23 protein-coding genes and 1 tRNA gene are annotated in these 23,398 nt (G+C 68.5%); 16 read left to right on the top strand and 8 right to left on the bottom strand.

Annotated features, from left to right (window positions below; translation table 11 throughout):
- Positions 1 to 31 precede the first annotated feature (31 nt).
- The 4 genes from ACFOPO_RS12045 to ACFOPO_RS12030 all read right to left on the bottom strand — a co-directional run bounded on the left by ACFOPO_RS12045 (position 32) and on the right by ACFOPO_RS12030 (position 3,238).
- Positions 32 to 568: a porin family protein gene (locus ACFOPO_RS12045; RefSeq protein ID WP_386703470.1), complete on the bottom strand. Its 537-nt coding sequence runs from the start codon at positions 566 to 568 to the stop codon at positions 32 to 34.
- Positions 569 to 694: 126 nt separating this feature from the next.
- Positions 695 to 1,192, bottom strand: a complete 498-nt coding sequence (locus ACFOPO_RS12040) for a GNAT family N-acetyltransferase (RefSeq protein ID WP_386703469.1) — start codon at positions 1,190 to 1,192, stop codon at positions 695 to 697.
- Positions 1,173 to 1,685, bottom strand: a complete 513-nt coding sequence (greB, locus tag ACFOPO_RS12035; RefSeq protein WP_386703468.1) for a transcription elongation factor GreB — start codon at positions 1,683 to 1,685, stop codon at positions 1,173 to 1,175. Before greB ends, ACFOPO_RS12040 begins: the two co-directional genes overlap by 20 nt.
- Positions 1,685 to 3,238 (bottom strand): helicase HerA-like domain-containing protein, encoded by a 1,554-nt coding sequence (locus ACFOPO_RS12030; RefSeq protein WP_386703467.1) that lies wholly within the window; start codon positions 3,236 to 3,238, stop codon positions 1,685 to 1,687. Before ACFOPO_RS12030 ends, greB begins: the two co-directional genes overlap by 1 nt.
- Before the next feature lie 236 nt (positions 3,239 to 3,474).
- Between ACFOPO_RS12030 and ACFOPO_RS12025 the strand changes: the two genes are divergently transcribed.
- Complete coding sequence (locus ACFOPO_RS12025; RefSeq protein WP_386703466.1) at positions 3,475 to 5,025, top strand: transglycosylase SLT domain-containing protein; 1,551 nt, start codon at positions 3,475 to 3,477, stop codon at positions 5,023 to 5,025.
- A 121-nt stretch (positions 5,026 to 5,146) separates the two neighbouring features.
- Here the strand turns inward: ACFOPO_RS12025 and asd are convergent, their stop codons facing one another.
- Together asd and ACFOPO_RS12015 are read right to left on the bottom strand one after the other, a co-directional pair.
- On the bottom strand, positions 5,147 to 5,989 hold the full coding sequence (gene asd, locus ACFOPO_RS12020) for an archaetidylserine decarboxylase (protein ID WP_386703465.1): 843 nt from the start codon (positions 5,987 to 5,989) through the stop codon (positions 5,147 to 5,149).
- The gene (locus tag ACFOPO_RS12015; RefSeq protein WP_386703464.1) at positions 5,986 to 6,645 is read right to left on the bottom strand and encodes an SCO family protein; all 660 of its coding nucleotides are present in this window, start codon (positions 6,643 to 6,645) and stop codon (positions 5,986 to 5,988) included. Before ACFOPO_RS12015 ends, asd begins: the two co-directional genes overlap by 4 nt.
- Positions 6,646 to 6,737: 92 nt before the next feature.
- Here ACFOPO_RS12015 and prmB point away from each other — a divergent pair, with 92 nt between their 5' ends.
- From prmB to ACFOPO_RS11980, 7 genes are all read left to right on the top strand, one after another.
- Positions 6,738 to 7,682 carry a 50S ribosomal protein L3 N(5)-glutamine methyltransferase gene (gene prmB / locus ACFOPO_RS12010; protein WP_386703463.1) on the top strand — a complete coding sequence of 315 codons (945 nt, stop codon included), beginning with the start codon at positions 6,738 to 6,740 and terminating at the stop codon, positions 7,680 to 7,682.
- A gap of 124 nt (positions 7,683 to 7,806) precedes the next feature.
- Complete coding sequence (aroC, locus tag ACFOPO_RS12005) at positions 7,807 to 8,910, top strand: chorismate synthase (RefSeq protein ID WP_386703462.1); 1,104 nt, start codon at positions 7,807 to 7,809, stop codon at positions 8,908 to 8,910.
- Positions 8,903 to 9,901 carry a 2-hydroxyacid dehydrogenase gene (locus tag ACFOPO_RS12000; RefSeq protein WP_386703461.1) on the top strand — a complete coding sequence of 333 codons (999 nt, stop codon included), beginning with the start codon at positions 8,903 to 8,905 and terminating at the stop codon, positions 9,899 to 9,901. The genes aroC and ACFOPO_RS12000 overlap by 8 nt, the downstream gene beginning before the upstream one ends.
- Before the next feature lie 108 nt (positions 9,902 to 10,009).
- Positions 10,010 to 11,035 (top strand): aspartate-semialdehyde dehydrogenase, encoded by a 1,026-nt coding sequence (locus tag ACFOPO_RS11995; RefSeq protein WP_386703460.1) that lies wholly within the window; start codon positions 10,010 to 10,012, stop codon positions 11,033 to 11,035.
- A gap of 157 nt (positions 11,036 to 11,192) precedes the next feature.
- Positions 11,193 to 13,064, top strand: coding sequence for a FimV/HubP family polar landmark protein (locus tag ACFOPO_RS11990; protein ID WP_386703459.1), 1,872 nt, complete (start codon positions 11,193 to 11,195; stop codon positions 13,062 to 13,064).
- Positions 13,064 to 13,861 carry a tRNA pseudouridine(38-40) synthase TruA gene (gene truA, locus ACFOPO_RS11985; RefSeq protein ID WP_386703458.1) on the top strand — a complete coding sequence of 266 codons (798 nt, stop codon included), beginning with the start codon at positions 13,064 to 13,066 and terminating at the stop codon, positions 13,859 to 13,861. Before ACFOPO_RS11990 ends, truA begins: the two co-directional genes overlap by 1 nt.
- On the top strand, positions 13,831 to 14,493 hold the full coding sequence (locus tag ACFOPO_RS11980; RefSeq protein ID WP_386703457.1) for a phosphoribosylanthranilate isomerase: 663 nt from the start codon (positions 13,831 to 13,833) through the stop codon (positions 14,491 to 14,493). The genes truA and ACFOPO_RS11980 overlap by 31 nt, the downstream gene beginning before the upstream one ends.
- Here ACFOPO_RS11980 and ACFOPO_RS11975 read toward each other — a convergent pair whose 3' ends face one another.
- Positions 14,494 to 15,393, bottom strand: a complete 900-nt coding sequence (locus ACFOPO_RS11975) for a LysR family transcriptional regulator (RefSeq protein WP_386703456.1) — start codon at positions 15,391 to 15,393, stop codon at positions 14,494 to 14,496.
- Between the two features lie 165 nt (positions 15,394 to 15,558).
- On the opposite strand from ACFOPO_RS11975, the gene trpB reads away from it, so the two are divergent.
- The 5 genes from trpB to ACFOPO_RS11950 all read left to right on the top strand — a co-directional run bounded on the left by trpB (position 15,559) and on the right by ACFOPO_RS11950 (position 20,958).
- Positions 15,559 to 16,785 (top strand): tryptophan synthase subunit beta, encoded by a 1,227-nt coding sequence (gene trpB, locus ACFOPO_RS11970; protein WP_386703455.1) that lies wholly within the window; start codon positions 15,559 to 15,561, stop codon positions 16,783 to 16,785.
- A gap of 4 nt (positions 16,786 to 16,789) precedes the next feature.
- Positions 16,790 to 17,590: a tryptophan synthase subunit alpha gene (trpA, locus tag ACFOPO_RS11965; protein ID WP_386703454.1), complete on the top strand. Its 801-nt coding sequence runs from the start codon at positions 16,790 to 16,792 to the stop codon at positions 17,588 to 17,590.
- An 81-nt stretch (positions 17,591 to 17,671) separates the two neighbouring features.
- Positions 17,672 to 18,559: an acetyl-CoA carboxylase, carboxyltransferase subunit beta gene (accD, locus tag ACFOPO_RS11960; protein WP_386703453.1), complete on the top strand. Its 888-nt coding sequence runs from the start codon at positions 17,672 to 17,674 to the stop codon at positions 18,557 to 18,559.
- On the top strand, positions 18,556 to 19,896 hold the full coding sequence (gene glmM, locus ACFOPO_RS11955) for a phosphoglucosamine mutase (protein ID WP_386703452.1): 1,341 nt from the start codon (positions 18,556 to 18,558) through the stop codon (positions 19,894 to 19,896). The genes accD and glmM overlap by 4 nt, the downstream gene beginning before the upstream one ends.
- 111 nt (positions 19,897 to 20,007) lie before the next feature.
- The gene (locus tag ACFOPO_RS11950) at positions 20,008 to 20,958 is read left to right on the top strand and encodes an isopenicillin N synthase family dioxygenase (protein ID WP_386703451.1); all 951 of its coding nucleotides are present in this window, start codon (positions 20,008 to 20,010) and stop codon (positions 20,956 to 20,958) included.
- Positions 20,959 to 21,163: 205 nt separating this feature from the next.
- Here ACFOPO_RS11950 and ACFOPO_RS11945 read toward each other — a convergent pair whose 3' ends face one another.
- Positions 21,164 to 21,703 carry a DNA-deoxyinosine glycosylase gene (locus ACFOPO_RS11945; RefSeq protein ID WP_386703450.1) on the bottom strand — a complete coding sequence of 180 codons (540 nt, stop codon included), beginning with the start codon at positions 21,701 to 21,703 and terminating at the stop codon, positions 21,164 to 21,166.
- A gap of 91 nt (positions 21,704 to 21,794) precedes the next feature.
- Between ACFOPO_RS11945 and tpiA the strand changes: the two genes are divergently transcribed.
- From tpiA to ACFOPO_RS11930, 3 genes are all read left to right on the top strand, one after another.
- Positions 21,795 to 22,547 carry a triose-phosphate isomerase gene (gene tpiA / locus ACFOPO_RS11940; protein WP_386703449.1) on the top strand — a complete coding sequence of 251 codons (753 nt, stop codon included), beginning with the start codon at positions 21,795 to 21,797 and terminating at the stop codon, positions 22,545 to 22,547.
- A 74-nt stretch (positions 22,548 to 22,621) separates the two neighbouring features.
- A complete protein-coding gene (gene secG / locus ACFOPO_RS11935; protein ID WP_386703448.1) occupies positions 22,622 to 23,113 on the top strand; it encodes a preprotein translocase subunit SecG in 492 nt (163 codons plus the stop codon).
- Positions 23,114 to 23,233: 120 nt separating this feature from the next.
- Positions 23,234 to 23,318, top strand: a tRNA-Leu gene (locus ACFOPO_RS11930).
- Positions 23,319 to 23,398: the final 80 nt, after the last annotated feature.

Below are 23,398 nucleotides of genomic sequence, written 5' to 3'. Positions count from 1 at the left end.
GGCCATTGCCGGGTTCAACAGGCGTTGCCGATCAGAAGCGGTATTCGCCGCCGATCGTCAGCGTGTCGACACGCTCGTCACCGAAGAAGAACGGCACCGTGCGCGTGTCCCAGTAGCCGGTTACGGCGAAGTTCTTGTTGACGTTGTAACCCATGCCCAGGCCGGCGTACGGGTTGTCTTCCTCTTCGGTCAACTGGATGCCGAAATCGCCATCGGTGAACTCGCTTTCGATGCGCTCCATGCCGGCGCGCCCGGCGACGTAGTACATGCCGCCCGCGAACTCGTGCTTCAGGCGCAGGCCGATGCCGGTTGCGTTCATTTCGATCGTCGAGCCCTGGTCGCTGTCCTTGCCGAGCGAGCCGTAATGGGCCTCGACACCGATCAGCGAGTTGAAGCTGTAACCCAGCCAGCCGTTCATCGCCGTGTCGACGGCAGAGTCGCCATCGACATGCAGCGTGGAATTGCCGACCTCACCACGCAGATAGACCCCCGACCCCTCGGCAGCCGACGCGACGGTGCTTGCACCGGCCATGGCAAGCGCCAGGACCAGGATGTTGAACTTCCCCATGTTGTGAAACTCCCCTTGAGAGATGACCCGGCGGCAGACCAGTGCCGCGAGGCGAGGGGACGGTAGGGAAAATGTTAAAACGGCGTCAACGCGAAATAGTCTCGTGTGACTTGGCGGTGATCGGCATCACGCTTTGGGGCGCCACAGCATTGGCGTGGAGACGATGCCGTGCTCGCTGACTTCCGGAGCAGTCGCCTCGAACCCGAAATTCCGATAGACCGCCAGCGCATGCCTTGACGCGTTGACGGTGATCGGCAGGGTTGGATTGGCTTCGGCCACCCATCCCTGCACGGTCTGCCACAGCCGCCGCGCCAGTCCTTGCCGCTGCGCCGATTCGGAGACGAACAAGTGGAACAGGTGCGCAGGCGGGCGCAAAGCCGTGACGCCGACCAGCTCGTCGCCGCGCTGCGCCACGAGGTAGCGGAAGCCGTCTGCCATCCGCGTAGCCGTAGGCTCGGGCGCGAGCATCTGCAGCAGTCGAGCCGCGCCTTCAGGCGTGCAATCCGGTGCGATCCAGCACCTGGTGAGTTCGCACACAAGCGCGCTGATCGCCGCGGCGTCGGCGGGGGTGGCCTCGCGCAGCACGACGGGACGTACGCCAGGCTCAGGCACCGGCATCTTCATAACTGACGTCGACGATCACGAACCGGGCGGCGCCGCTGGGCAGCATCGCCTCGAACTCGTCGTCGAGCCGCTTCTTCAGCATCGCCCGCGCCAGCGGCGAATCGATGCTGATCCAGCCGGCGCGCGCGTCGGTCTCATCGGGGCCGACGATCCGGTAACGCTGGCTTTCGCCGCTGGCGACGTTCTCAACCTCCACGCGCGCGCCGAAGAACACCGACTCCGGATCGGTCGGCACGGTTTCGACGATGCGCAGCGACGGCAGGCGCTTGCTGAGGTAACGCACGCGCCGGTCGATCTCGCCGAGCTGCTTCTTGCGATACGTGTACTCGGCGTTCTCCGAACGGTCGCCCTCTGCGGCAGCCGCGGCCAGCGCCTTGACCACTTCCGGGCGCTTGATGCGCCACAGCTCGTCGAGCTCGGACTTCAGGCGGTCATGCCCGCCGCGGGTGATCAGGGCGGTGCTCTTCTCGGCAGGAGGACGCCAGCGCGACATCAGCGCCGGCTCTTGCCGCCGAAGATCCCGCCCAGCAGGCCGCGCAGGATCTGCTGGCCGATCTGGTTGCCGACCGTTCGCGCGGTCTGCTTGGCCATGGTCTCGACCATGCCCTGGCGGCGCTTGGTGCCGAACACCGCATCCTTCACCGACTGGCTGAAGCCGCCTTCGTCGGCATCGTCCTGCTCGCGCGTGCGTGCCGGCGGTGCCTTGGCCTGTTCGGCGGCAGCGGTCGCCTTCTGCGCCAGCACCTCGGCGGCGGAGTCGCGATCGATGCGGGTGTCGTACTTGCCGCCGACCGGGCTGCCGGCGCGAACCTGCGCGCGCTCGGCTTCGGTGATCGCGCCCATGCGGCAACGCGGCGGCGCCACCAGGGTCTTTTCGACGGGCATCGGCACGCCTTTCTCCTGCAACGTGGAAACCAGCGCTTCGCCGGTGCCGAGCTGGGAGATAGTCTCGGCCACGTCCAGCGCCGGATTGGCGACGAACGTCTGCGCCGCCGTCTTCACCGCCTTCTGGTCGCGCGGCGTGAACGCCCGCAACGCATGCTGCACGCGATTGCCGAGCTGGCCGAGGATGTTGTCCGGCACGTCATCCGGGAACTGCGAACAGAAGTACACGCCCACGCCCTTGGAACGGATCAGGCGCACCACCTGCTCGACGCGCTGCTGCAGCGCCGGCGGCGCGTCGTCGAACAGCAGGTGGGCCTCGTCGAATACGAACACCAGCTTCGGCTTGTCGAGGTCGCCGACCTCGGGCAGGTTCTCGAACAGCTCCGACAGCAGCCACAGCAGGAAGCTCGAGTACAGCCGCGGCTTCAGCACCAGCTGGTCGGAGGCGAGGATGTTGATGACGCCGCGGCCGTCGGTGTGGGTGCGCATCAGGTCGGCCAGTTCCAGCGCCGGCTCGCCGAAGAACATTTCGCCGCCTTCCTGCTCCAGGCGAAGCAGCGAGCGCTGGATCGCGCCGATCGACTGCGCGCTGACCAGGCCGTAGCTGGTGGAGATGTCCTTGCGTTCGGCCGCGACCAGGCCGAGCAGGGCACGCAGGTCCTCCAGGTCGAGCAGCAGCAGGCCGCGGTCGTCGGCGAGCTTGAAGACGATGTCGAGCACGCCCGACTGGGTGTCGTTGAGTTCGAGCACGCGCGACAACAGGGTCGGGCCCATCTCGCTGACGGTGGTGCGCACGGGATGGCCGAGCTTGCCGAACAGGTCCCAGAACACGACCGGGCTGGCCTGGCTGGCGTAGTCGCCGATGCCGATCTCGGCGACGCGGGCCTGCAGCTTGTCGTTGCTGGTGCCGGCCATCGCCAGGCCGGCGACGTCGCCCTTCACATCGGCCAGGAACACCGGCACACCCAGGCGCGAGAAGCCTTCGGCCAGGGTCATCAGGGTCACGGTCTTGCCGGTGCCGGTGGCGCCGGCGACCAGTCCATGGCGGTTGCCAAACTTCGGCAGGAGGTAGACCTGGCCGTGGCTGTCGGGCAGGGAAGTCGGCGTGGTGACGGCCTTGCCGATGAGAATGGTGCCTGTCGTGCCGGTGCTTGGGTCCATGTCCGGGTCCGTGCTCGGGTCAGTGGGGGAAGTGCGGACGATTCTATGCGGCGTCGCCAGAGGCTGCTCGCGGCGCGCACGGGCGCCGGGAAAGTTTCCCGGAGCGGCGTTGCGAGGGGCGGTGCGGCCGGCATTTGCCACGCATATCCCCATTCACGCACTCCGCCTGCAACAGCGCTTGCCGGCATTCGCAAGGCAACGCTACCCTCCCAGTCCCCCGCTTGCAGTTGTCGTCCATGCCCGCACTGGTTCGTCCTTCCGTCGCGTTGCTCGCTCTCGGTTTCGCCACTCTCGCGCCCAGCGCGCATGCCCTCTCCAAACGCGACCAGGCAGCCGTGGAGGCACTCGACCAGCGCATGCAGGCGGCCGAGACCCGCTATCGCCAAGGCATCGTCAAGGTCGGCAATGCCGATCCGTCCGGCCGCACCGAGGTCGATGCCGCGCTGGAGGACATGGAAGACGTGATGGCCGCCTGCGTGAAGCAGAAGGGCTGCTCGCCCACGACCATGCTCACCGCCTACAAGCGCCTGCTGAAGCAGAACGCCGACCTGGCCTCGGGCGACGACCTGCCCGAAGACAACGAGGACGATGGCGTCGGCAGCATCACCGCCGACGTGCCCGAGGCCGCCCGCGCCGCCGCGCTGCTCAGCGCCGACGGCGAGCGCTTCGTCAAGATGGTGCAGTACAACCCGGCCGTGCAGGCAGGCATCCGCCGCTGGCTGACCGACATGCGCCCGGCGCTGATCGACACCTTCGAGAACTACCAGTACCTGCGCCAGTCGATGTGGCCGCAGTTCGAGCGCGCCGGCCTGCCGGAGGCGCTGCTGTTCGGCGTGATGGCCAAGGAATCCAACGGGCGCGTCCATTCGACCTCGCGCGCCGGCGCTGCCGGGCCGATGCAGTTCATGTACGGCACTGGCCGCCGCTTCGGCCTGGGCGAGGACGGCACCGGCTTCGATACCCGCTACGACGCCCGCGCATCGGCGCAGGCGGCCGCTTCGTATTTCAATGAGCGCCTGGGCGAGCTCAACCGCAGCATCGAGTTGTCGCTGGCCGCCTACAACGGCGGCGAGGGTCGCGCCCTGCGCGTCTACAACAGTTCGGGCGGTCGCAACTTCTGGGACGAGTCGGTCTACAACCAGTTCCCGGCCGAAACCCGCGACTACGTGCCGATGGTGATCGCCGCGGCCTGGCTGTTCCTGCATCCCAAGGAATACGGCCTGAGTTTCCCCAAGGTCGACTCGCGGCCCGCCGCGCTGCGCCTGGGCAAGCCCAGCTCGATCTACGAGCTGACCATCTGCCTGGGCAGCAGTGGCTCGCGTGACGGCTACATGCGCGCGCTGCGCAACCTCAACCCGCGTTACGAAGCCGACCGCTACCTGCCGACCGGCACCATGCTCAATGCCACCACCAAGATCGTCGGCCTGTACAACCGCTGGTGCGTGCAGGGCCAGCGCGCCGACCTGGCGCACACGCTGGTGATGAGCGATGCCAGTTCGGCGATCGTGCGGACCGGTCCGGTCACGCCGGTGGACACGAGCGACGTGGTGTACGAGGCCGAGAGCGCGGGCACCGGTTCGGCCGGCGCGGTGGCGGTGACGAAGTCGACGCCGAAGAAGGCGTCCAAGCCCTCGTCCTACACGGTCAAGCGCGGCGAAACGCTGACCGCGATCGCGCAGAAGTTCCAGTGCGATACCGGCGACCTGGCCAAGGCCAACAAGCTCAAGGCACCGCGCTACGCGATCAAGCCCGGACAGAAGATCAAGCTGGACGGCTGCGAGGGCTAGCAGCGCCTGGTGGTGTGATGGCCTCCCGGGTGCGCTGCGCTTACCCGGGCTACGTGACTAGTCTTCCGGACGCCGTAGCCCGGGTAAGCGCAGCGCACCCGGGACAGCGCCCCAGAAGTGACTAGACGCGACGCGCCAGCACTTCGCCCAGCCGCACCGGTGATTCACCCTTCAACGAAGGGTCCAGCGCCGCCACGCCCGGCGGCAGCAGCACGATCACGGTGGAGCCGTAGTTGAAGCGCGCCATCTCGGCGAAGCGCTCCAGGGTGATGTCGGCGCCGCGGTAGTCCTTGACGGTCACGGTGTCGCCATAGCGCGGAATCTCCACGCCGCTCCACACCGTTTCCACGCCCGACACCAGCAGCGCGCCGACCATCACCATCGCCATCGGCCCGAAATCGGTGTCGAAATGGCAGACCAGGCGCTCGTTGCGGGCGAACAGGCGCGGCACGTTCTGCACCGCGGCCGGGCCGACGCTGAAGAGGCGACCGGGCACGTGCACGGTTTCGCGCAGCTTGCCGCCCCACGGCATGTGCACGCGGTGGTAATCCTTGGGCGACAGGTAGACCGTGGCGAACAGGCCGTTGTTGAACGGCTCGGCGGCCTCGTCGTCACCGAGCAGCTCGGCGGCGGTGAACGACTGGCCCTTGGCCTGGAAAATGCGGCCGTCCTCGATCGGGCCGCACTGGCTGATGCGGCCGTCGGCGGGCATCAGCAGCGAGCGGGGATCGGCATCGGCCACGCGCGCGCCGGGCTTGAGCGCACGGGTGAAGAAGGCGTTGAACGTCGGGTACGCCGTCGGATCGGGCTCGGCCGCTTCGGCGAGGTTGACGCCGAACTTGCGCGTGACTGTGTCGATCAGCCATTGCTTCAGCCACGGCCAGTCCGAGTACGCCAGCGAGCGCGCCATCGACGACAGCAGGCGGTGCGGCAGCACATAGGTGAGAGCAGTGACCAGGCTCATTCGGTGCGTGCTCCAGCAGCCGCCTGGGTCAGCGCGGTCATGTCGGCGGCGATCGCCTTGGGGTCCAGCGGCGGCTGGATGATGCCGGCCATGCGTCCTTGCGGGTCGAGGACCGCCATCGAGGCGCTGTGGTCGACGCTGTACTGGTCGGCCGGCGCGCCATCGGGTGCCGGCACCTTCGCGAAGACCATGCTCAGCGACTTGGCGAAGCCCTCCAGTGCCGGGATGTCGGCGGTGGCGGCCAACGTGTCGCGGTGGAAGGCGTGGGCGTACTCGCCGATGCGGTCGGGCGTGTCGCGCTCGGGGTCGACCGAGACGAACAGCACGCGCGGGCGCGTGGCTTCCGGCAGGGCGGCCCACTGCTTCTGGGCGCGGGCCATCTCGGCCAGGGTGGTCGGGCACACGTCCGGGCAATGGGTGAAGCCGAGGAACACCAGCGTCCAGTGACCCTTGAGTTCACCCGGCACCAGTGCCGTGCCGTCGGACTGGCGCAGCGAGAAGGAGGGCAGTTCGCGGGCCGGCTCGAACAGGCGCACGGCCTGGGTCTGCGGCCACCGGGAGGAGGTGACCGGGCCGAAATGGCGTTGCGCGGCCCACAGCCCCAGGGCGGCGGCGAGGGCGGCGATCAGGATGAGCACGGTGGTGCGGTTGAACATGACGCCTCTGGAACGGCCCGCCCCGGCTGGGCGCGCGGGCATGATACCGGTCGCCCGGTATAATCGCCGACCCCCCAATGCAAGGCCTCGCCATGTCCGGCTCCGCCAACCTCACGGCCGTTCAGTTCGAACAGGTCTCGATCATCGACCTGATCCGCTACGGCGGCAGCCGTTTCAACGAGTCCGGCCTGACCTTCGGCCACAGCTACGACAACGCCCTGGACGAAGCCACCCAGTTGGTGCTGCATGCGCTGCACCTGCCGCACGACCTGAGCCCGGTCTACGGCACTTCGCGCGTGACCGCGGAAGAGAAGGCCAGGGTGCTGGCGCTGTTCGAGCGCCGCATCGGCGAGCGCGTCCCGGCCGCCTACCTGACCGGCGAGGCCTGGTTCGCCGGGCTGAGCTTCAAGAGCGACCGCCGCGCTCTGGTGCCGCGTTCGCCGATCGCCGAACTGATCACCTCCGGCTTCGAGCCGTGGCTGGGCGGTCGCGAAGTCGAGCGCGTGCTCGACCTGTGCACCGGCTCGGGCTGTATCGCCATTGCCACCGGCCACTACCACCCGTACTGGCAGGTCGACGGCGCCGACATCAACGACGACGCGCTGTCGCTGGCGCACGAGAACAAGGCGCGCCTGCATGCCGACAACGTCACGTTGCGCAAGTCGGACCTGTTCAAGGGCCTGCAGGGCGAGGTCTACGACCTGATCGTGACCAACCCGCCGTACGTCACCAACGACGAGACCGATGCGCTGCCGAAGGAATACTCGTACGAGCCCGACCTGGGCCTGCGCGCGGGCGACGACGGCCTCGACCTGGCCCTGAAGATCCTGCGCGACGCCCCCGACCACCTCAGCGAGAACGGCCTGCTGATCTGCGAAGTCGGCGAAGCCGAGCAGGCGCTGGTGGCCCTGCTGCCGGAACTGCCGATGGCGTGGGTGGAGTTCAAGGTCGGCCAGATGGGCATCTTCGTGGTCGAGCGCAGCGACATGGTCGAGCACCACGCCCGGATCAAGGAACTGGCGGACGCGCGCGGCTGACCTGTCCCCTCATTCCCGCGAAGGCGGGAATCCAGGGACGTTGCTCCGCGCTTGAAGCGAGCTCGTTCCGGCAGCAACCATTTCCGATTGCTAGAGTGCACCGGTCCAGACAACAGGATCCCCCGTGTCCAGCAACACCTTCGGCAAGCTGCTCTCGGTAACCACCTTCGGTGAAAGCCACGGCCCGGCGATCGGCTGCGTCGTCGACGGCTGTCCTCCCGGCATCGCGATCGCGCCGGAGGACTTCCGCCACGACCTCGAACGTCGCGCCACCGGCCGCACCCGCCACACCTCGCAGCGCCACGAGGCCGACGAGGTCGAGATCCTCAGCGGCGTCTACGAAGGCGTCACCACCGGCACGCCCATCGCGCTGCTGATCCGCAACACCGATCAGCGCAGCAAGGACTACGCGAAGATTTCCGAGCAGTTCCGCCCGGGCCACGCCGATTACACCTACTGGCAGAAGTACGGCATCCGCGATCCGCGCGGCGGCGGTCGTTCGTCTGCACGCGAGACCACGATGCGCGTCGCTGCCGCGGTCATCGCCAAGAAGTGGCTGGCCGACCGCCATGGCGTGAAGGTGCAGGGCTACCTGTCGCAGATCGGCGAGATCGTGCCCGACGGTTTCGACCTGGCCGCGGTGGAAGACAACCCGTTCTTCTGGCCCGACACGCGCCAGGTCACCGAGCTGGAGCTGTACATGGACGCGTTGCGCAAGTCCGGCGATTCGGTCGGCGCGCGCGTCAATGTCATCGCCACGGGCGTGCCGCCGGGCTGGGGCGAGCCGATCTACGGCAAGCTCGACGGCGAACTGGCCAGCGCGCTGATGAGCATCAACGCGGTCAAGGGCGTGGAGATCGGCGACGGCTTCGGCGTGGTCGCGCAGAAGGGCAGTCAGCACCGCGACCACATGACGCCCGATGGCTTCGCGTCCAACCACGCCGGCGGGATCCTCGGCGGCATCAGCAGCGGCCAGCCGCTGCGTTGCTCGGTCGCCTTCAAGCCGACCTCGAGCCTGCGCTTGCCGGTCGACAGCCTCGATGTCCACGGCAATGTCGTAGAGGTGGTCACCACCGGCCGCCACGACCCCTGCGTCGGCATCCGTGCCACGCCGATCTGCGAAGCGATGGTGGCACTGGTGCTGATGGACCAGGCGCTGCGCCACCGCGCCCAGTGCGGCGACGTCGAACTGCCGACGCCGCGCATCGCAGGTTCGATCGATGGCTGAAGCGCGGCCGCGGGTGTGGTTGTCGCAACCCCTGTTCGCCGACATCGTCGGACGCCTGCGTGAGCATTTCGAAGTCGTCGAGACCGCGCAGGTCACCCAGCACGGACCGGCGGCAATCGCGGCCGCGCTGGCTGCAAGCGATGGCGCGCTGGTCACCCTCAACGATCCGATCGGCGCGGCGGAAGTCGCGGCCGCCGCAAACCTGCGCGCGATTGCCAATGTCGGCGTCGGCTACAACAACCTCGATGTGCCGGCGCTGAGTCGTGCCGGCATCGTCATCACCAACACGCCCGATGTGCTGACCGAAACCACCGCCGACTTCGGCTTCGCCCTGATGATGGCCACCGCGCGCCGGATCACCGAAGGCGAGCGCTGGCTGCGCGAAGGCCAGTGGCGGCAGTGGAGTTTCGAGAGCCTGCTGGGCGTAGACCTGCACGGCTCGACCCTGGCCATCCTCGGCATGGGCCGGATCGGGCAGGGCATCGCCCGCCGTGCCGCCGGCTTCGACATGCGCGTGCTGTACCACAATCGCAGCCGCCTGCCGGCAGAGATCGAACGCGATTGCCGCGCGCAGTACGTGGATTTCGACACGCTGCTGGCGCAAGCCGACCACCTGGTGCTGGTGCTGCCTTACTCGCCGCAGGTGCATCATCTGATCGATGCCGCGGCGCTGGCCAAGATGAAGCCGACCGCGACGCTGACCAACGTCGCCCGTGGCGGCCTGGTCGACGAGGATGCGCTGGTCGACGCACTGTCCGCCGGGCGCCTGGCCGCCGCAGGCCTGGACGTGTTCGAAGGCGAGCCGGCGGTGAATCCGCGCCTGCTGGTGCTGCGCAATGTCGTGCTGACCCCGCATATCGCCAGCGCCAGCCTGGCCACGCGCCGGGCGATGGTGAGCCTGGCGGTCGACAACCTGATTGCCGCGCTGGGCTTCGGCCCCGACCCCGGCCGCCCGCCGACTCCCGTCAACGCCGACCAGCTCAAACGCTGAGTCCCGCTCCCGTCAGCGGGAGATATGCCGTTGTTAGCGGATAATGCAGTCACCCCACCCGCCGGAACCATCCCGGCTGCTCCCACCAACCAGGACCACAAGGAACCAATGAACGCCAAGAACTCCTGCAACGTTGCCATCGTCGGTGCCACCGGCGCGGTCGGCGAGACCATGCTCAAGATCCTCGCCGAGCGCCAGTTCCCCATCGGCAAATTGCACGTACTCGCCAGCGAACGCTCGGCCGGCGAGAAAATCGAGTTCGGCGCGAAGAAACTGGTGGTGGAAGACCTGGCCAAGTTCGATCCGAGCGGCGTCGACATCGCGCTGTTCTCGGCCGGCGGCAGCATCTCCAAGGAGTACGCGCCGAAGTTCGCCGCCGCCGGTGCGGTGGTGATCGACAACTCCTCGGCGTTCCGTTACGACGACGACGTGCCGCTGGTGGTGTCGGAGGTCAATCCCGAGCAGGTGGCCAACCGCCCGCGCGGCATCATCGCCAATCCGAACTGCTCGACCATGCAGATGCTGGTCGCGCTGGCGCCGATCCACCGCAAGGTCGGCATCGAACGGATCAACGTGGCGACCTACCAGTCGGTGTCCGGCGGTGGCCGCTCGGCGCTGGAAGAGCTCGGCCGCCAGACCGGCGCGCTGCTGAACTTCCAGGATCCGCAGCCCGAACGCTTCCCGGTGCAGATTGCCTTCAACCTGATCCCGCACATCGACGACTTCCAGGGCAATGGCTACACCAAGGAAGAGATGAAGCTGGTCTGGGAGACGCGCAAGATCCTCGGCGACGACTCGATCCAGGTGAACCCGACCGCGGTGCGCGTGCCCGTGTTTTACGGCCACTCCGAGGCGGTCAACGTCGAGACCCGCGAGAAGATCACCGCCGCGCAGGTGCGCGAAATGCTGCTGACCGCGCCGGGCGTGGAAGTGGTCGACGAGCCCAAAGCCGGCGGCTACCCGACCCCGGTGACCCATGCCTCGGGCAACGACCCGGTGTACGTCGGCCGCATCCGCGACGATTTCTCGCACCCGCGCGCGGTCAACCTCTGGATCGTCTCGGACAACATCCGCAAGGGTGCGGCGCTGAACGCCGTCCAACTGGCCGAGCTGGTCTGGGCCGAGCGCGGCTGAGCATGCGCGACTGAGCGGGGCAGGGGGCGGCAATGCCGCTCCCGGCCTGGCCGCGGCCCTCAATCCGTCGCCGCGATGGCAATTGGCGACGGTTTCAATTGCCCCTTGCCTCGGCGAAGGCTAGAGTCGCCGCCGGGGGACGGCATCGGGATCCGAAGTGAAACAACGTCAAGTGAAACAGCCGGCCAGGCGCGGCTCGCGCACGGTGCTGGCATTGGCGCTGGCCCTTGCCAGCGGCGCCGCATCGGCGTTGGGCCTGGGCCAGATCGAGGTCAAGTCGCGGATCGGGCAGCCATTCCTGGCTGAGATCCCGATCGTGTCCAACGATCCGTCGGAGCTGGAGAACCTGCAGGCCGAGCTCGCCTCGCCGCTGGTCTTCGCCCGCATAGGCCTGCAGCCGCCCACCGGCGTTGTCGCCGAGCTGCGCTTCTCGTCCGCGCTGGATTCGGCCGGCCGGCCGGTGATCCGCGTCACCAGCGACCAGCCGGTGAACGACTCGCTGCTGACCTTCCTGGTCTCGGTCGACTGGGGCCAGGGCCGGCTGGTGCGCGAGTACTCGGCGCTGCTGGACACCCCGCGCACGGTCTCGGCGCCGTTGCAGCCGCAGATCGAGGAGACCGTGGTCTCCGCACCCAACATCGTCGAGCGTCCGCTTGAACCGGAAGTGGCTTCCGCTCCTGCGGACGCGCCTGCCGAAGCCGCTCCGGCCGAAGAAACCGTCGCTGCCGGCCCTGACAACGACAACAACAACGATGCCAACGCCATAGCGCCGACGCCGACGCCGACGCCGGAACCGGCGGCCGCACCGGTGCAGGTGGCCAGTGCCGCGCCTGCAGCGGCGCCGGTCGGCGACCTCGCCGGCGAGTACTCGGTGCGTCGTGGCGACACCCTTTCGCAGATCGCCGGTCGCGTGCAGGGCGAGGGCTTCACCCTCGACCAGGCGATGATCGCGCTGCTGCGCGCCAATCCGGACGCCTTCATCGGCGGCAACGTCAACCGGCTCAAGGCCGGCGCGGTGCTGGCCGTGCCGCCCAGCGAACAGCTGGCCAGCGTCGATGCGGCGCAGGCGCGTCAGCTGGTCAGCAGCCAGGTGCGGCAGTGGCGCGATGCGCGTCGCGCGGTGCCGCAGCCGGCGCTTGAAGCCGGCATCGCCGCCGCCGCGGCAACAGCGCCGGTGGGCGCGGGTGCAACGGCAGCCGCGGCCAATCCGCGCAGCGCCGATGCGCGTCTGGAAATCGTTCCGCCCGGCGCCAGCAGCGCTACCCGGGCTGGAGATACAAAATCCGGCATCAACGCCGGTGGTGAGGGCGACATGCTGCGTCAGGAACTGCAACAGAACACCGAAACCCTTGCCGCACGCGAGGCCGAGCTGCAGGAGCTCAAGAGCCGCGTCGCCGAACTCGAGCAGTTGCAGAACAAGCAGCAGCAGCTGATCGCCATGAAGGACAGCGAGCTGGCCGCCGCGCAACAGCGCCTGGCGCAGAGCAACCAGAAGGACCAGGCGATGCAGGCCGCTTCGGCGATGCCCTGGCTCATTGGCGGCGGCGTGCTGCTGCTGGCCGTGGTCGGTGGCTGGTTCATGCGTCGCCGTCCGGTCAAGCCGGTATTCCGCGCGCCGCTGGGCGAAGGGGCTGCCACGCCTTCGATCGCTGACTCGTTTGCCGAATCCTCCTTCCCTGAACAACGCGCACCCGCCCAACGCGCCCCGGCCCAGGCCGAGGCGGAGCTGCGCGCCGAGGAAGCGCCCGCCGCGCCGGCATTTGAACTGCAGGCATCGGCTCCGGCACGTGCCGCCGCGCCGGCGCCCAGCGCGACGGCACCGGCATGGCACGTCGCGTCTGCCGACACCAAGGGCCGCGTCGAGCCGTCGATGGCGACGCAGCCGGGGCAGGAGCGTCTCGAGCTCGCCCGCGCCTATCTCGATCTCGGCGACCGCGAAAGCGCGCGCCAGCTGCTTGCCGAGGTCGTGATCAATGGCGACCTGTCCGCACGCCAGCGCGCCTCGCGGATGCTGCAGGAACTGGATTGATGTCCCGGCGCCATGCCCTTGGCGTCGAATACGACGGCAGCGGGTTCTCTGGCTGGCAACGGCTGAGCAAGCATGGCGAACCGGAGCGGGAGGGCGAACAGACCCTGCAGGCCGCGCTCGAGCAGGCGCTGACCTTCGTCGCCGGGCATCCGGTCGAGGTGGTCTGCGCCGGTCGCACCGACGCCGGCGTGCACGCCGCTTGCCAGGTCGTCCACTTCGACAGCACCGCCGTGCGTGATCCGCGCGGCTGGATGCTCGGCGTCACCAGTCGCCTGCCGCCGCAGCTGTGCGTGCGCTGGTGCCAGCCGGTGCCGGACGACTTCCATGCCCGCTTCTCGGCACGCGCACGCCGGTACCGCTACCGCATCCTCAATCGCCCGGTGCGTCCGGCGCTGGGCCGCCAGTACCTGAGCTGGGAGCGGCGTCCCCTGGATGCCGACGCGATGGATCGCGCCGCGCAGGCACTGCTTGGCGAGAACGACTTTTCCGCATTCCGCACCGTGCACTGCCAGGCGCCGCACGCGATGCGCGAGATGCAGTCGATCCGGGTCCGCCGCGATGGCGAGATCGTCGAGGTCGAGGTGCAGGCCAATGCGTTCCTGCACCACATGGTCCGCAACATCGTCGGCAGCCTGCTGATGGTCGGCAGCGGCGAGCAGCCCGAAGCGTGGATCGCGCAGCTTCTGGCCGGTCGTGATCGCACGGTGGCGGGTCCTACCGCGCCATCGGCGGGGCTGGTGTTCCTGGGCCCGCGCTATCCGGCGCAGTGGAGCCTGCCCACAGAGGTCACTCTGTGAGCCACACCCGCATCAAGTTCTGCGGCATGACCCGCGCCGACGACGTCCGCCTGGCCTGCCATCTGGGCGTGGACGCAATCGGCATGGTGTTCGCGCAGCGCAGCCCGCGTCGTCTTGAAGCCGCGCAGGCCGCGTCGCTCAGGACGGAAGTCGCTGCCGGCATCGAAGCCGTCGCCTTGTTCATGGACAACGACGCCGATGAAGTGGCCGACGTCATTGCACAGGTGCGCCCGACGTTGCTGCAGTTCCATGGTGTCGAGGACGAGGCGTTCTGCCGCAGCTTCGGCCTGCCGTACATGAAGGCCATCGCCATGGGCGGGGAAGGCGGGCAGGGCATCGACTGGTCCGCGCGCTATCCCGACGCGGTGGCGCTGCTGCTCGACAGCCATGCCGTCGGCGGTGCCGGCGGCAGCGGCCGCACCTTCGACTGGTCGCGCATCCCGGCGCAGTTGGGCAAACCCTTCCTGCTCGCCGGCGGCATCGTTCCCGAAAACGTGTTCGAAGCCGTGCGTGCCGTGCAGCCGTGGGGCGTGGATGTATCGAGCGGCATCGAAAGCGCGCCCGGCCTCAAGGATGCGGCACGCATGCGTCGCTTCGTCGAAGAAGTGCGCCGCGCCGACGCCCTGTCGTAGCTACCCAGGCAGGTTGTCCGCCAGTTCGGCGCGCAGCCACCTGGCCAGCCTCGGCACCCGCGGGTCGCTGCTTCTTTTCGGCGCACACAGCGCCCAGCAACCCTCCGTTGCCACGAAGCCCCATGGCGCAAGCAGGCGACCTGCGGCGATGTCTTCGGCCACCAGCGGCTCGGGGCTGATCGCCACGCCCAGCCCTGCCTGCGCAGCTTCGAGCAGGTAGTACAGGTGCTCGAAGCCGGTGCCCATGCGGAGCGCCGCCGGCTCCAGTCCCGTGCGAGCGCCCCAGTCCTGCCACGCCTGCGGCCGCGAGGTCGTGTGCAGCAACGGCTCGCCGAGGAGGGCAGATGCGGGTGACGACAGCAGGCGTTCGTGCCCTTCCAGCCGCGGACTCAGTACCGGCCCGATGCGTTCGGCGGCGAGCTCGTGCACTTGCCAGTCCACCGGCCACGGCGCCTGCGAGATGAGCAATGCCGCATCGAGCCCACCGAGTTGCGCATCGGGAGCCGTCTCGCTCGCCGACAGGTGCAGCTTCAGATCCGGCAACTCGCGCGCGAGCCGTTCCAATCGCGGAATCATCCAGCGCGCCAGCACGCTTCCGGGGCAGCCAAGCACCAGTGGTGCCTGCTGCGGCCGGCGGCGCAGTTCGGCCCAGGCGCCACGCAGCGGTTCGAACGCCGCGTCGGCGGCTTCGTGGAGGCGCCGGCCGGCCGGGGTCAGGGCCAAGCCGCGGCCCTGGCGCACGAACAGCGCCGTTCCGAGGGTCTCCTCCAGCGCCCTCAGGTGCCGGCTGACCGCGCCGTGGGTGACGTGGAGTTCGTCCGCGGCCCGGTTGACGCTGTCGAGCCGGGCGACCGCCTCGAACGCGCGCAGGGCATTGAGCGGGGGCAGGTCACGGCTCATTAGGTGTGAGTTTTCCTGACAGGTCGCGCCGATTTTATAGGTTTCTGTGGCCGTTGCCGTGCGATAAGGTGAGAACCGTTGTTGCAGGCCCAGCTTGCTGGTGGCGCCCCCTCCCCAGTCGCCAGCAAGCTGGACTCCTGCCTGCCATCCCCAGAAGGACATGACATGAGCGCCGCGGACGTCACCCCAGTCGACTTCCACGCTTACCCGGACGCCTCCGGTCACTTCGGCCGCTACGGCGGCCGCTTCGTCGCCGAGACCCTGATCGGCCCGCTCGAGGAACTGGCTGCCGCCTACGACGCTGCGCGCGTCGATCCGGCCTTCGTCGCCGAGTTCGACCGCGACTTGGCCCATTACGTCGGCCGCCCCAGCCCGATCTACCACGCCCAGCGCCTGAGCGAGGAAGTCGGCGGTGCGCGCATCCTGCTCAAGCGCGAGGACCTCAACCACACCGGCGCGCACAAGATCAACAACACCATCGGCCAGGCCTTGCTCGCCAGCCGCATGGGCAAGACCCGGATCATCGCCGAGACCGGCGCCGGCCAGCACGGCGTCGCCAGTGCCACGGTTGCCGCGCGCCTGGGCCTGGAATGCGTGGTCTACATGGGCGCCACCGACATCGAGCGGCAAAAGATCAACGTCTACCGCATGCGCCTGCTCGGCGCGACGGTGGTGCCGGTGACCAGCGGTTCGGCCACGCTCAAGGACGCGCTCAACGAAGCCATGCGCGACTGGGTCACCAACGTGCGCGACACGTTCTACATCATCGGCACCGTCGCCGGTCCAGACCCGTATCCGCGCATGGTCCGCGACTTCAACGCCATCGTCGGCCGCGAGGCGCGCGCGCAGATGCTGGCCGAATACGGCCGCCTGCCCGATGCCGTCACCGCATGCGTCGGCGGCGGCAGCAATGCGATCGGCATCTTCCACGCATTCCTCAACGACCGCGACGTGCGACTGGTCGGCGCCGAGGCGGCGGGCGAGGGCATCGCCACCGGCCATCACGCCGCATCGCTGGCCGCCGGCCGTCCCGGCGTGCTGCACGGAAACCGCACCTACGTGCTGTGCGACGACGACGGCCAGATCATCGAGACGCACTCGGTGTCGGCCGGCCTGGACTATCCCGGCGTCGGCCCCGAACACGCCTTCCTCAAGGACGCCGGCCGCGCGCAGTACGTGGGCGTGAGCGACGACGAAGCGTTGACCGCATTTCACCAGCTCGCGCGCTGCGAGGGCATCCTGCCGGCGCTGGAGTCCAGCCATGCGATCGCGCAGGCAACGAAGCTGGCGCGGGAACTGCCCAGGGACGCGATCGTGCTGTGCAACCTGTCCGGTCGCGGCGACAAGGACGTGCACACGATTGCCGCGCGCGAAGGCATCTCGATTGGATAAGTCCATGAACCGCATCGACACCCGCTTCGCCGATCTCAAGGTGCAGGGCCGCAAGGCGCTGATTCCTTTCGTCACGGCCGGTGATCCGTCGCTCGACGCCACCGTGCCGGTGATGCATGCGCTGGTCGAAGCCGGCGCCGACGTGATCGAACTCGGCGTTCCGTTCTCCGACCCGATGGCCGACGGCCCGACCATCCAGCGCAGCTCCGAGCGCGCACTGGCGCGCGGGGCAGGGCGGTCGTTCGTGTTCGACTGCGTGCGCCGCTTCCGCGAGCGCGACGCCGACACGCCGGTGGTGTTGATGGGTTACCTCAATCCGGTCGAGATTCCCGGCGCCGAGCGCTTCGCCGCCGAGGCGGTCGCGGCCGGCGTCGACGGCGTGCTGCTGGTCGACCTGCCACCGGAGGAGTCCGCCGAGTTCCGCGTGGCCTTTTCTGCGCACGGCCTGTCACTCATCCTGCTGGCTTCGCCAACCACCACCGACGCCCGCATGCAGGTGCTGTGCGAGCAGGCACAGGGCTATCTCTACTACGTCAGCTTTGCCGGCGTCACCGGCGCCGACCGGCTCGACACCGGCGCCGCCAACGCCCGCCTGCACGAGATCCGCAGCCGCGGCCGGGTCCCGGTCGTGGCGGGGTTCGGCATCAAGGACGCCGCCAGCGCCGCGGCCATGGCCGCCGAGGCCGAAGGGGTCGTCGTCGGCAGCGCCCTGGTGTCGGTCTTGGCCGAGGCAGTCGATCCTGCCGGCCAGGCCAAGGACTTTCTCACCCCGCTACGGGCTGCCCTCGACGCCCTGCCGGCCTGAGCACGCCACTGCGCTAAACTGGCCCGCTCGGCCGGACCCCACTCCGGCACTCACCAAGCCTGAACGGGGAACACCCAACGCATGTCCTGGCTCAAGAAACTCATGCCTTCGGGCATCCGCACCGAGACGGGCGCTTCCAAGCGCCGCAGCGTGCCGGAAGGTCTGTGGGAAAAGTGCGACCGCTGCGGCGCCGTGCTTTATCGCCCCGAACTCGAGGAAAACCTCGAGGTCTGCCCGAAGTGCGGCTTCCACATGGCGATCCGGGCGCGGGTGCGCCTGACCGCATTGCTGGATGCCGGCAGCACCACCGAGATCGCCGCCGAACTGGGCCCGGTCGACGTGCTCAAGTTCAAGGACCAGAAGAAGTACGCCGACCGCATCAAGGCCGCGCAGAAGTCCACCGGCGAGCGCGACGCCCTGGTCGCCATGAGCGGCACCCTCAAGCAGCGGCCGCTGGTCGCCTGTGCCTTCGACTTCGCCTTCATGGGCGGCTCGATGGGTTCGGTGGTCGGCGAGCGCTTTGCCCGCGCCGCGGAAACCGCGGTCGAGCTGGGCTGCCCGATGGTCTGCTTCACCGCCACCGGCGGCGCGCGCATGCAGGAAAGCCTGTTCTCGCTGATGCAGATGGCCAAGACCTCGGCTGCGCTCGGCCGCATGCGCGCCAAGGGCCTGCCCTTCATCTCGGTGATGACCCACCCGACCACCGGCGGCGTGTCGGCCTCGTTCGCGATGCTGGGCGACCTCAACCTCGCCGAGCCCGAGGCCCTGATCGGCTTCGCCGGCCCGCGCGTGATCGAGCAGACCGTGCGCGAAACGCTGCCGGAAGGCTTCCAGCGCTCGGAGTTCCTGCTCGAGCACGGCGCCATCGACCAGATCTGCGATCGCCGCGAGATGCGCGACCGCCTCGCCACGCTGTTTGCGTTGATGATGAAGCAACCGCAACCGGTGGACGAAGAGGTGGGAGTTTGAGCCGCAAGTACTTCGGCACCGACGGCATCCGCGGACGCGTCGGTGAGGGTCCGATCTCGGCCGACTTCGTGATGCGCCTGGGCAACGCCTACGGCCATGCGCTGCCGCGCCGCGACTGGCGCAACCCGGTGGTCATCATCGGCAAGGACACGCGCATCTCGAACTACATGTTCGAGGCCGCGCTCGAAGCCGGCCTGGTTGCCGCCGGCGTCGACGTGCAGCTGATGGGCCCGATGCCGACCCCGGCCGTGGCCCACCTGACCCACTCGATGCGCGCCGATGGCGGCATCGTGATCTCGGCCTCGCACAACCCGCACCACGACAATGGCATCAAGTTCTTCTCCGCCGAAGGCGAGAAGCTCGACGACGCCACCGAGCTGGCGATCGAGGCCGCGCTGGAACAGCCGTTCCGCACCGTGCCGTCCGAGCAGCTGGGCAAGGCCGTGCGCACCCGCGACGCGCTGGGCCGCTACATCGAAGCGTGCAAGGGCTCGGTGCCCAAGGGCTTCGACCTGGGCGGCATGCGCATTGCCATGGACTGCGCCAACGGTGCCACCTACCAGCTCGGACCGCTGGTGCTGCGCGAACTCGGCGCACGCGTCGATCCGATCGGCATCGACCCCAACGGCATCAACATCAACGACGGCGTCGGCTCGACCCATCCGGAAACGCTGGCCGCGCACGTCAAGGCCACCGATGCCGACCTCGGCATCGCCTTCGACGGCGACGGTGACCGCGTGCTGTTCGTCGACGGCGACGGCGTGGTCCGCGACGGCGACGACCTGATCTACGTGCTGGCCTGCGACTGGCAGCAGAGCGGTCGCCTGCAGGGGCCCGTGGTCGGCACGCTGATGACCAACTACGCGCTCGAGCGCGCGCTGGCCGAGCGCGGCATCGGCTTCGTCCGCGCCAAGGTCGGCGACCGCTACGTCCACCAGCAACTGCACGCCAACAGCGCCGTGCTCGGTGGCGAAGCGTCGGGCCACCTGCTGTGCCTGGATCGTGCCAGCACCGGTGACGGCATCGTCAGCGCGCTGCAGGTGCTCGAAGTGCTCAAGCGCCGCGGCATGAGCCTGGCCCAGGCGCTGGAAGGCTTCAACAAGCTGCCGCAGAAGACGGTGAACGTGCGCTTCCAGGGCGACTCCAAGCCGGCCGAAGCACCGTCGGTGCAGGCGGCGCTGGCGCAGGCGCAGGCCGCGGTGGCCGGTCGTGGCCGCGCGTTCCTGCGTCCGTCCGGCACCGAGCCGGTGGTGCGCGTGACCGTCGAAGCCGACGACGCGACGCTGATGCAGGACACCCTCGACCGCCTCGCCGAGGCCGTGCGCGCCGCGGCCTGAACGACGCCCGCGACGCCACCTGCAGGAGCTGGCAATCCGGCTCCTGCAGTGCCTGGCAGACGTATCATCTGCCACTGCGCAAACACTCACACTGATCCACAGGGACGCCCCGTGAACCGCATTCCGACCCTCGACATCCGCCGTTTCAGCCAGCCCGCCAGTGCCGGCGACCGTGACGCCTTCGTGGCCGAACTGGGCGCTGCCTACCGCGAGTGGGGCTTCGCCGGAATCCGCGGTCACGGCATCCCGGCCAGCCAGATCGACGCCTCCTACGACGTGTTCAAGCGTTTCTTCGACCTGTCCGAGGCGGTGAAGATGCAGTACCACGTTGCCGGCAGCGGCGGCGCCCGCGGCTACACGCCGTTTGGCGTGGAGACGGCGAAGGACTCCAAGCACTTCGACCTGAAGGAGTTCTGGCACGTCGGCCGCGAGATCCCGCGAGACTCGAAGTACGCCGACGTGATGCCGCCGAACCTATGGCCGACGGAGATCCCCGAATTCCGCGAGCAGGCCTATGGCCTGTACGAATCGCTCGACCAGCTCGGTTCGCGCGTGCTCAGCGCGCTGGCGCTGCACATCGGCCTGCCGGAGACGTACTTCGCCGACAAGACCAATTCCGGCAACTCGATCCTGCGTCCGATCCATTACCCGCCGATCACGTCCGACGACATCCCCAACGAGCGCGCCGGCGCGCACGAGGACATCAACCTGATCACGCTGCTGGTCGGTGCCAGCGCCGAGGGCCTGGAAGTGCGTTCACGCAAGGGCGAGTGGGTGCCATTCACCGCCGACGCCGACACGATTGTCGTGAACATCGGCGACATGCTGCAGCGCCTGACCAACCACGTGTACCCGTCGACCACGCACCGCGTGGTCAACCCGCCGGGCGAGAAGGCACGCCAGCCGCGCTACTCGACGCCGTTCTTCCTGCACCCCAATCCCGATTTCCTGATCGACGTGCTGCCGTCGTGCGTAAGCGTGGACAACCCGAGCCGCTACCCGGAAGCGATCACCGCCCACGGCTACCTCGAAGAACGCCTGCGCGAAATCAAGCTGAAATGACGTTCTGGCCCGCGCGTTCGCGCGCGGCGTTGCCAGAACGTCATCCCGGCGAAAGCCGGGATCCAGGCCCGCACAGCATCAGCCACATCTCGTCATCCCGGCGAAAGCCGGGACCCATCTTGATCCTGCTCCGCGCGCTCCACCCGCAACAGCAACGTCAAAATGGATCCCGGCGTTCGCCGGGATGACGGTGATGGTGTGGCGATCACTCCAGAATGCCCGCCGCCTCCAGTGCCTCCCGCCACGCCGCCAGCTTCACCCCCGGCGCAATCGACGCATTCGCCGGACTCGTGGAAGGCAATCGCACGCACTGCAAGCCCAACACGTCCGGCTGCACCCCGGCCAGCCGGCGAAACCCGCTCTCGGCCTTCGCTCCGTTGAACAGCACCGTCCTGATTCCGCGGTGCGCCCCGAAGAAGGCGACGAAATCGTTGGCCTGCGCCGTATCGTCGCGGATCGCCGAATCCAGGCTGCCATCGCGCTCGCAGCGATCGAACACGTCCCACAGGGCAATGCCGGATTGCCGTAGACGCAACAGTCGCTCCTCGTAGGGCAGGGCAGGCATGGCGCCGACCAGCTCGCCCATGATCGGCCAGAAGCGGTTGTGCGGATGCGCGTAGTACTGGTGGGCCTGCAATGAAGCAGCCCCGGGCATGCTGCCGAGGATCAGCACGCGCGCATCCTTTGCGCTGACCGGCGGAAAGCCTTTCAACAGTCGCGAAGAGTCGGAAGCGGTAGAAGCCATGGATCGATTCTCGCCGACGTGAGGTAAACTTTGCGCCCTTCGTTCAGCGTGCCGTTGGCAGCTGGACCCAGCCAGGAATCAAGGAGTGGCCATGCGCCGCAGAATCGTCGCCGGAAACTGGAAGCTGCATGGCGATCGCCATTTCGCGCTGGAGCTGCTCGACGCGCTCGTCGCGATGCCGGCCCCGGCCGGGGTCGAGCAGCTGATCCTGCCGCCGCTGCCGTACCTGGCGGGCCTGATCGCCCGCTACGGCGAGAAGGGCCTGACCTTCGGCGCGCAGGACGTCAGCGTCAACCAGAAGGGCGCCTACACCGGCGAAGTCTCGGCCGCGATGCTCAAGGATGTCGGCGCCGGCTACGGCCTGGTCGGCCACTCCGAGCGTCGCCAGTACCACGGCGAAAGCAGCGAGCTGGTCGCGCGCAAGTTCCTGGCCTGCAAGGCCGCCGGCCTGACCCCGATCCTGTGCGTGGGCGAGAGCCTGCGCGAGCGCGAGGACGGCCAGACCGAGTGGCGGATCCAGGAGCAGCTCGAGCCGGTTTTCAAGCTCGCAGGCGCGCAGGCGCTGGACGGCGCGATCCTCGCCTATGAACCGGTGTGGGCGATCGGTACGGGCAAGACCGCGACGCCCGAACAGGCACAGGCCGTCCACGCATTCATCCGTAGCGAAATCTCCGCACACGATGCTAGAATCGCTGGCTCGCTACCGATCCTGTACGGCGGTAGCGTTAAGGCCGACAATGCCGCCGCGCTGTTTTCGCAGCCCGACGTCGATGGCGGCCTGGTCGGCGGGGCCTCCCTGGTCGCAGCCGATTTCCACGCCATCGCGGTAGCGGCGGCACCCTGACGAGTCGCGGACCCGGTCCCTTGGGCCAGTCCCGGTTCGTTCCACGAGCTTCAGTGAACTAGCAGAATCCAACGATGCTGTTGTTACTCAACGTCATCTACGTGCTGATCGCGATCGCGATGGTTGCGCTGATCCTCATGCAGCGCGGCGCGGGTGCGCAGGCCGGCTCCGGTTTCGGTGGCGGCGCCTCGGCGACCGTGTTCGGCGCGCGTGGCTCGGCCAACTTCCTCACCAAGGCCACCAAGTGGCTGGCGATCTCGTTCTTCGCGATCAGCCTGTTCATGGCCTGGCAGGCGATGCACCGCGCAACCGGCGACTCCGCCGCGGCTCCGGCCGCCGGCGTGATGGCGCAGCAGGTTCCGGCGGCTCCGACTGCACCGGCCGGCAACAATTCGGCAGTGCCGGCAGCCCCCGTGGCCCAGCCGGCGCCCGCCAGCAGCGTTCCGCAGGCTCCGGCCGCGACCGACGCTGTCCCGGTTCCTGCAACGCAGGCCCCGGCAACGCAGGCCCCGGCCGCGACCCAGTCGCCCGAGCCGGCAAAGCCGCAGCCCCCGGCTGGCGGCTGAGCGAAGGGGTACCATTGGTTTTCATCGGCCCGGCACGGATTGCCGGGTACGGTCAGCGATGACCGGCAACGACCAGGCCTGCATCGGTCCGGTCGCGTCAGGACGACACAAGGTTTGATTGCCCAGGTGGCGGAATTGGTAGACGCACTACCTTGAGGTGGTAGCGACGTAAGTCGTGGGGGTTCGAGTCCCCCCTTGGGCACCACACCTAATAACAAACACGCAAGAACGTACTGCAGCAAACAGCACCACCGACGCGGGTGCGGCGCGCACGGCGTGCCGGAA

This window comes from Lysobacter sp. GCM10012299, assembly GCF_042649405.1.
GTDB lineage: Bacteria > Pseudomonadota > Gammaproteobacteria > Xanthomonadales > Xanthomonadaceae > Lysobacter_J.
Note: the sequence above shows the minus strand (reverse complement) of the source record. Positions and strands in the feature narration are given on the sequence as shown.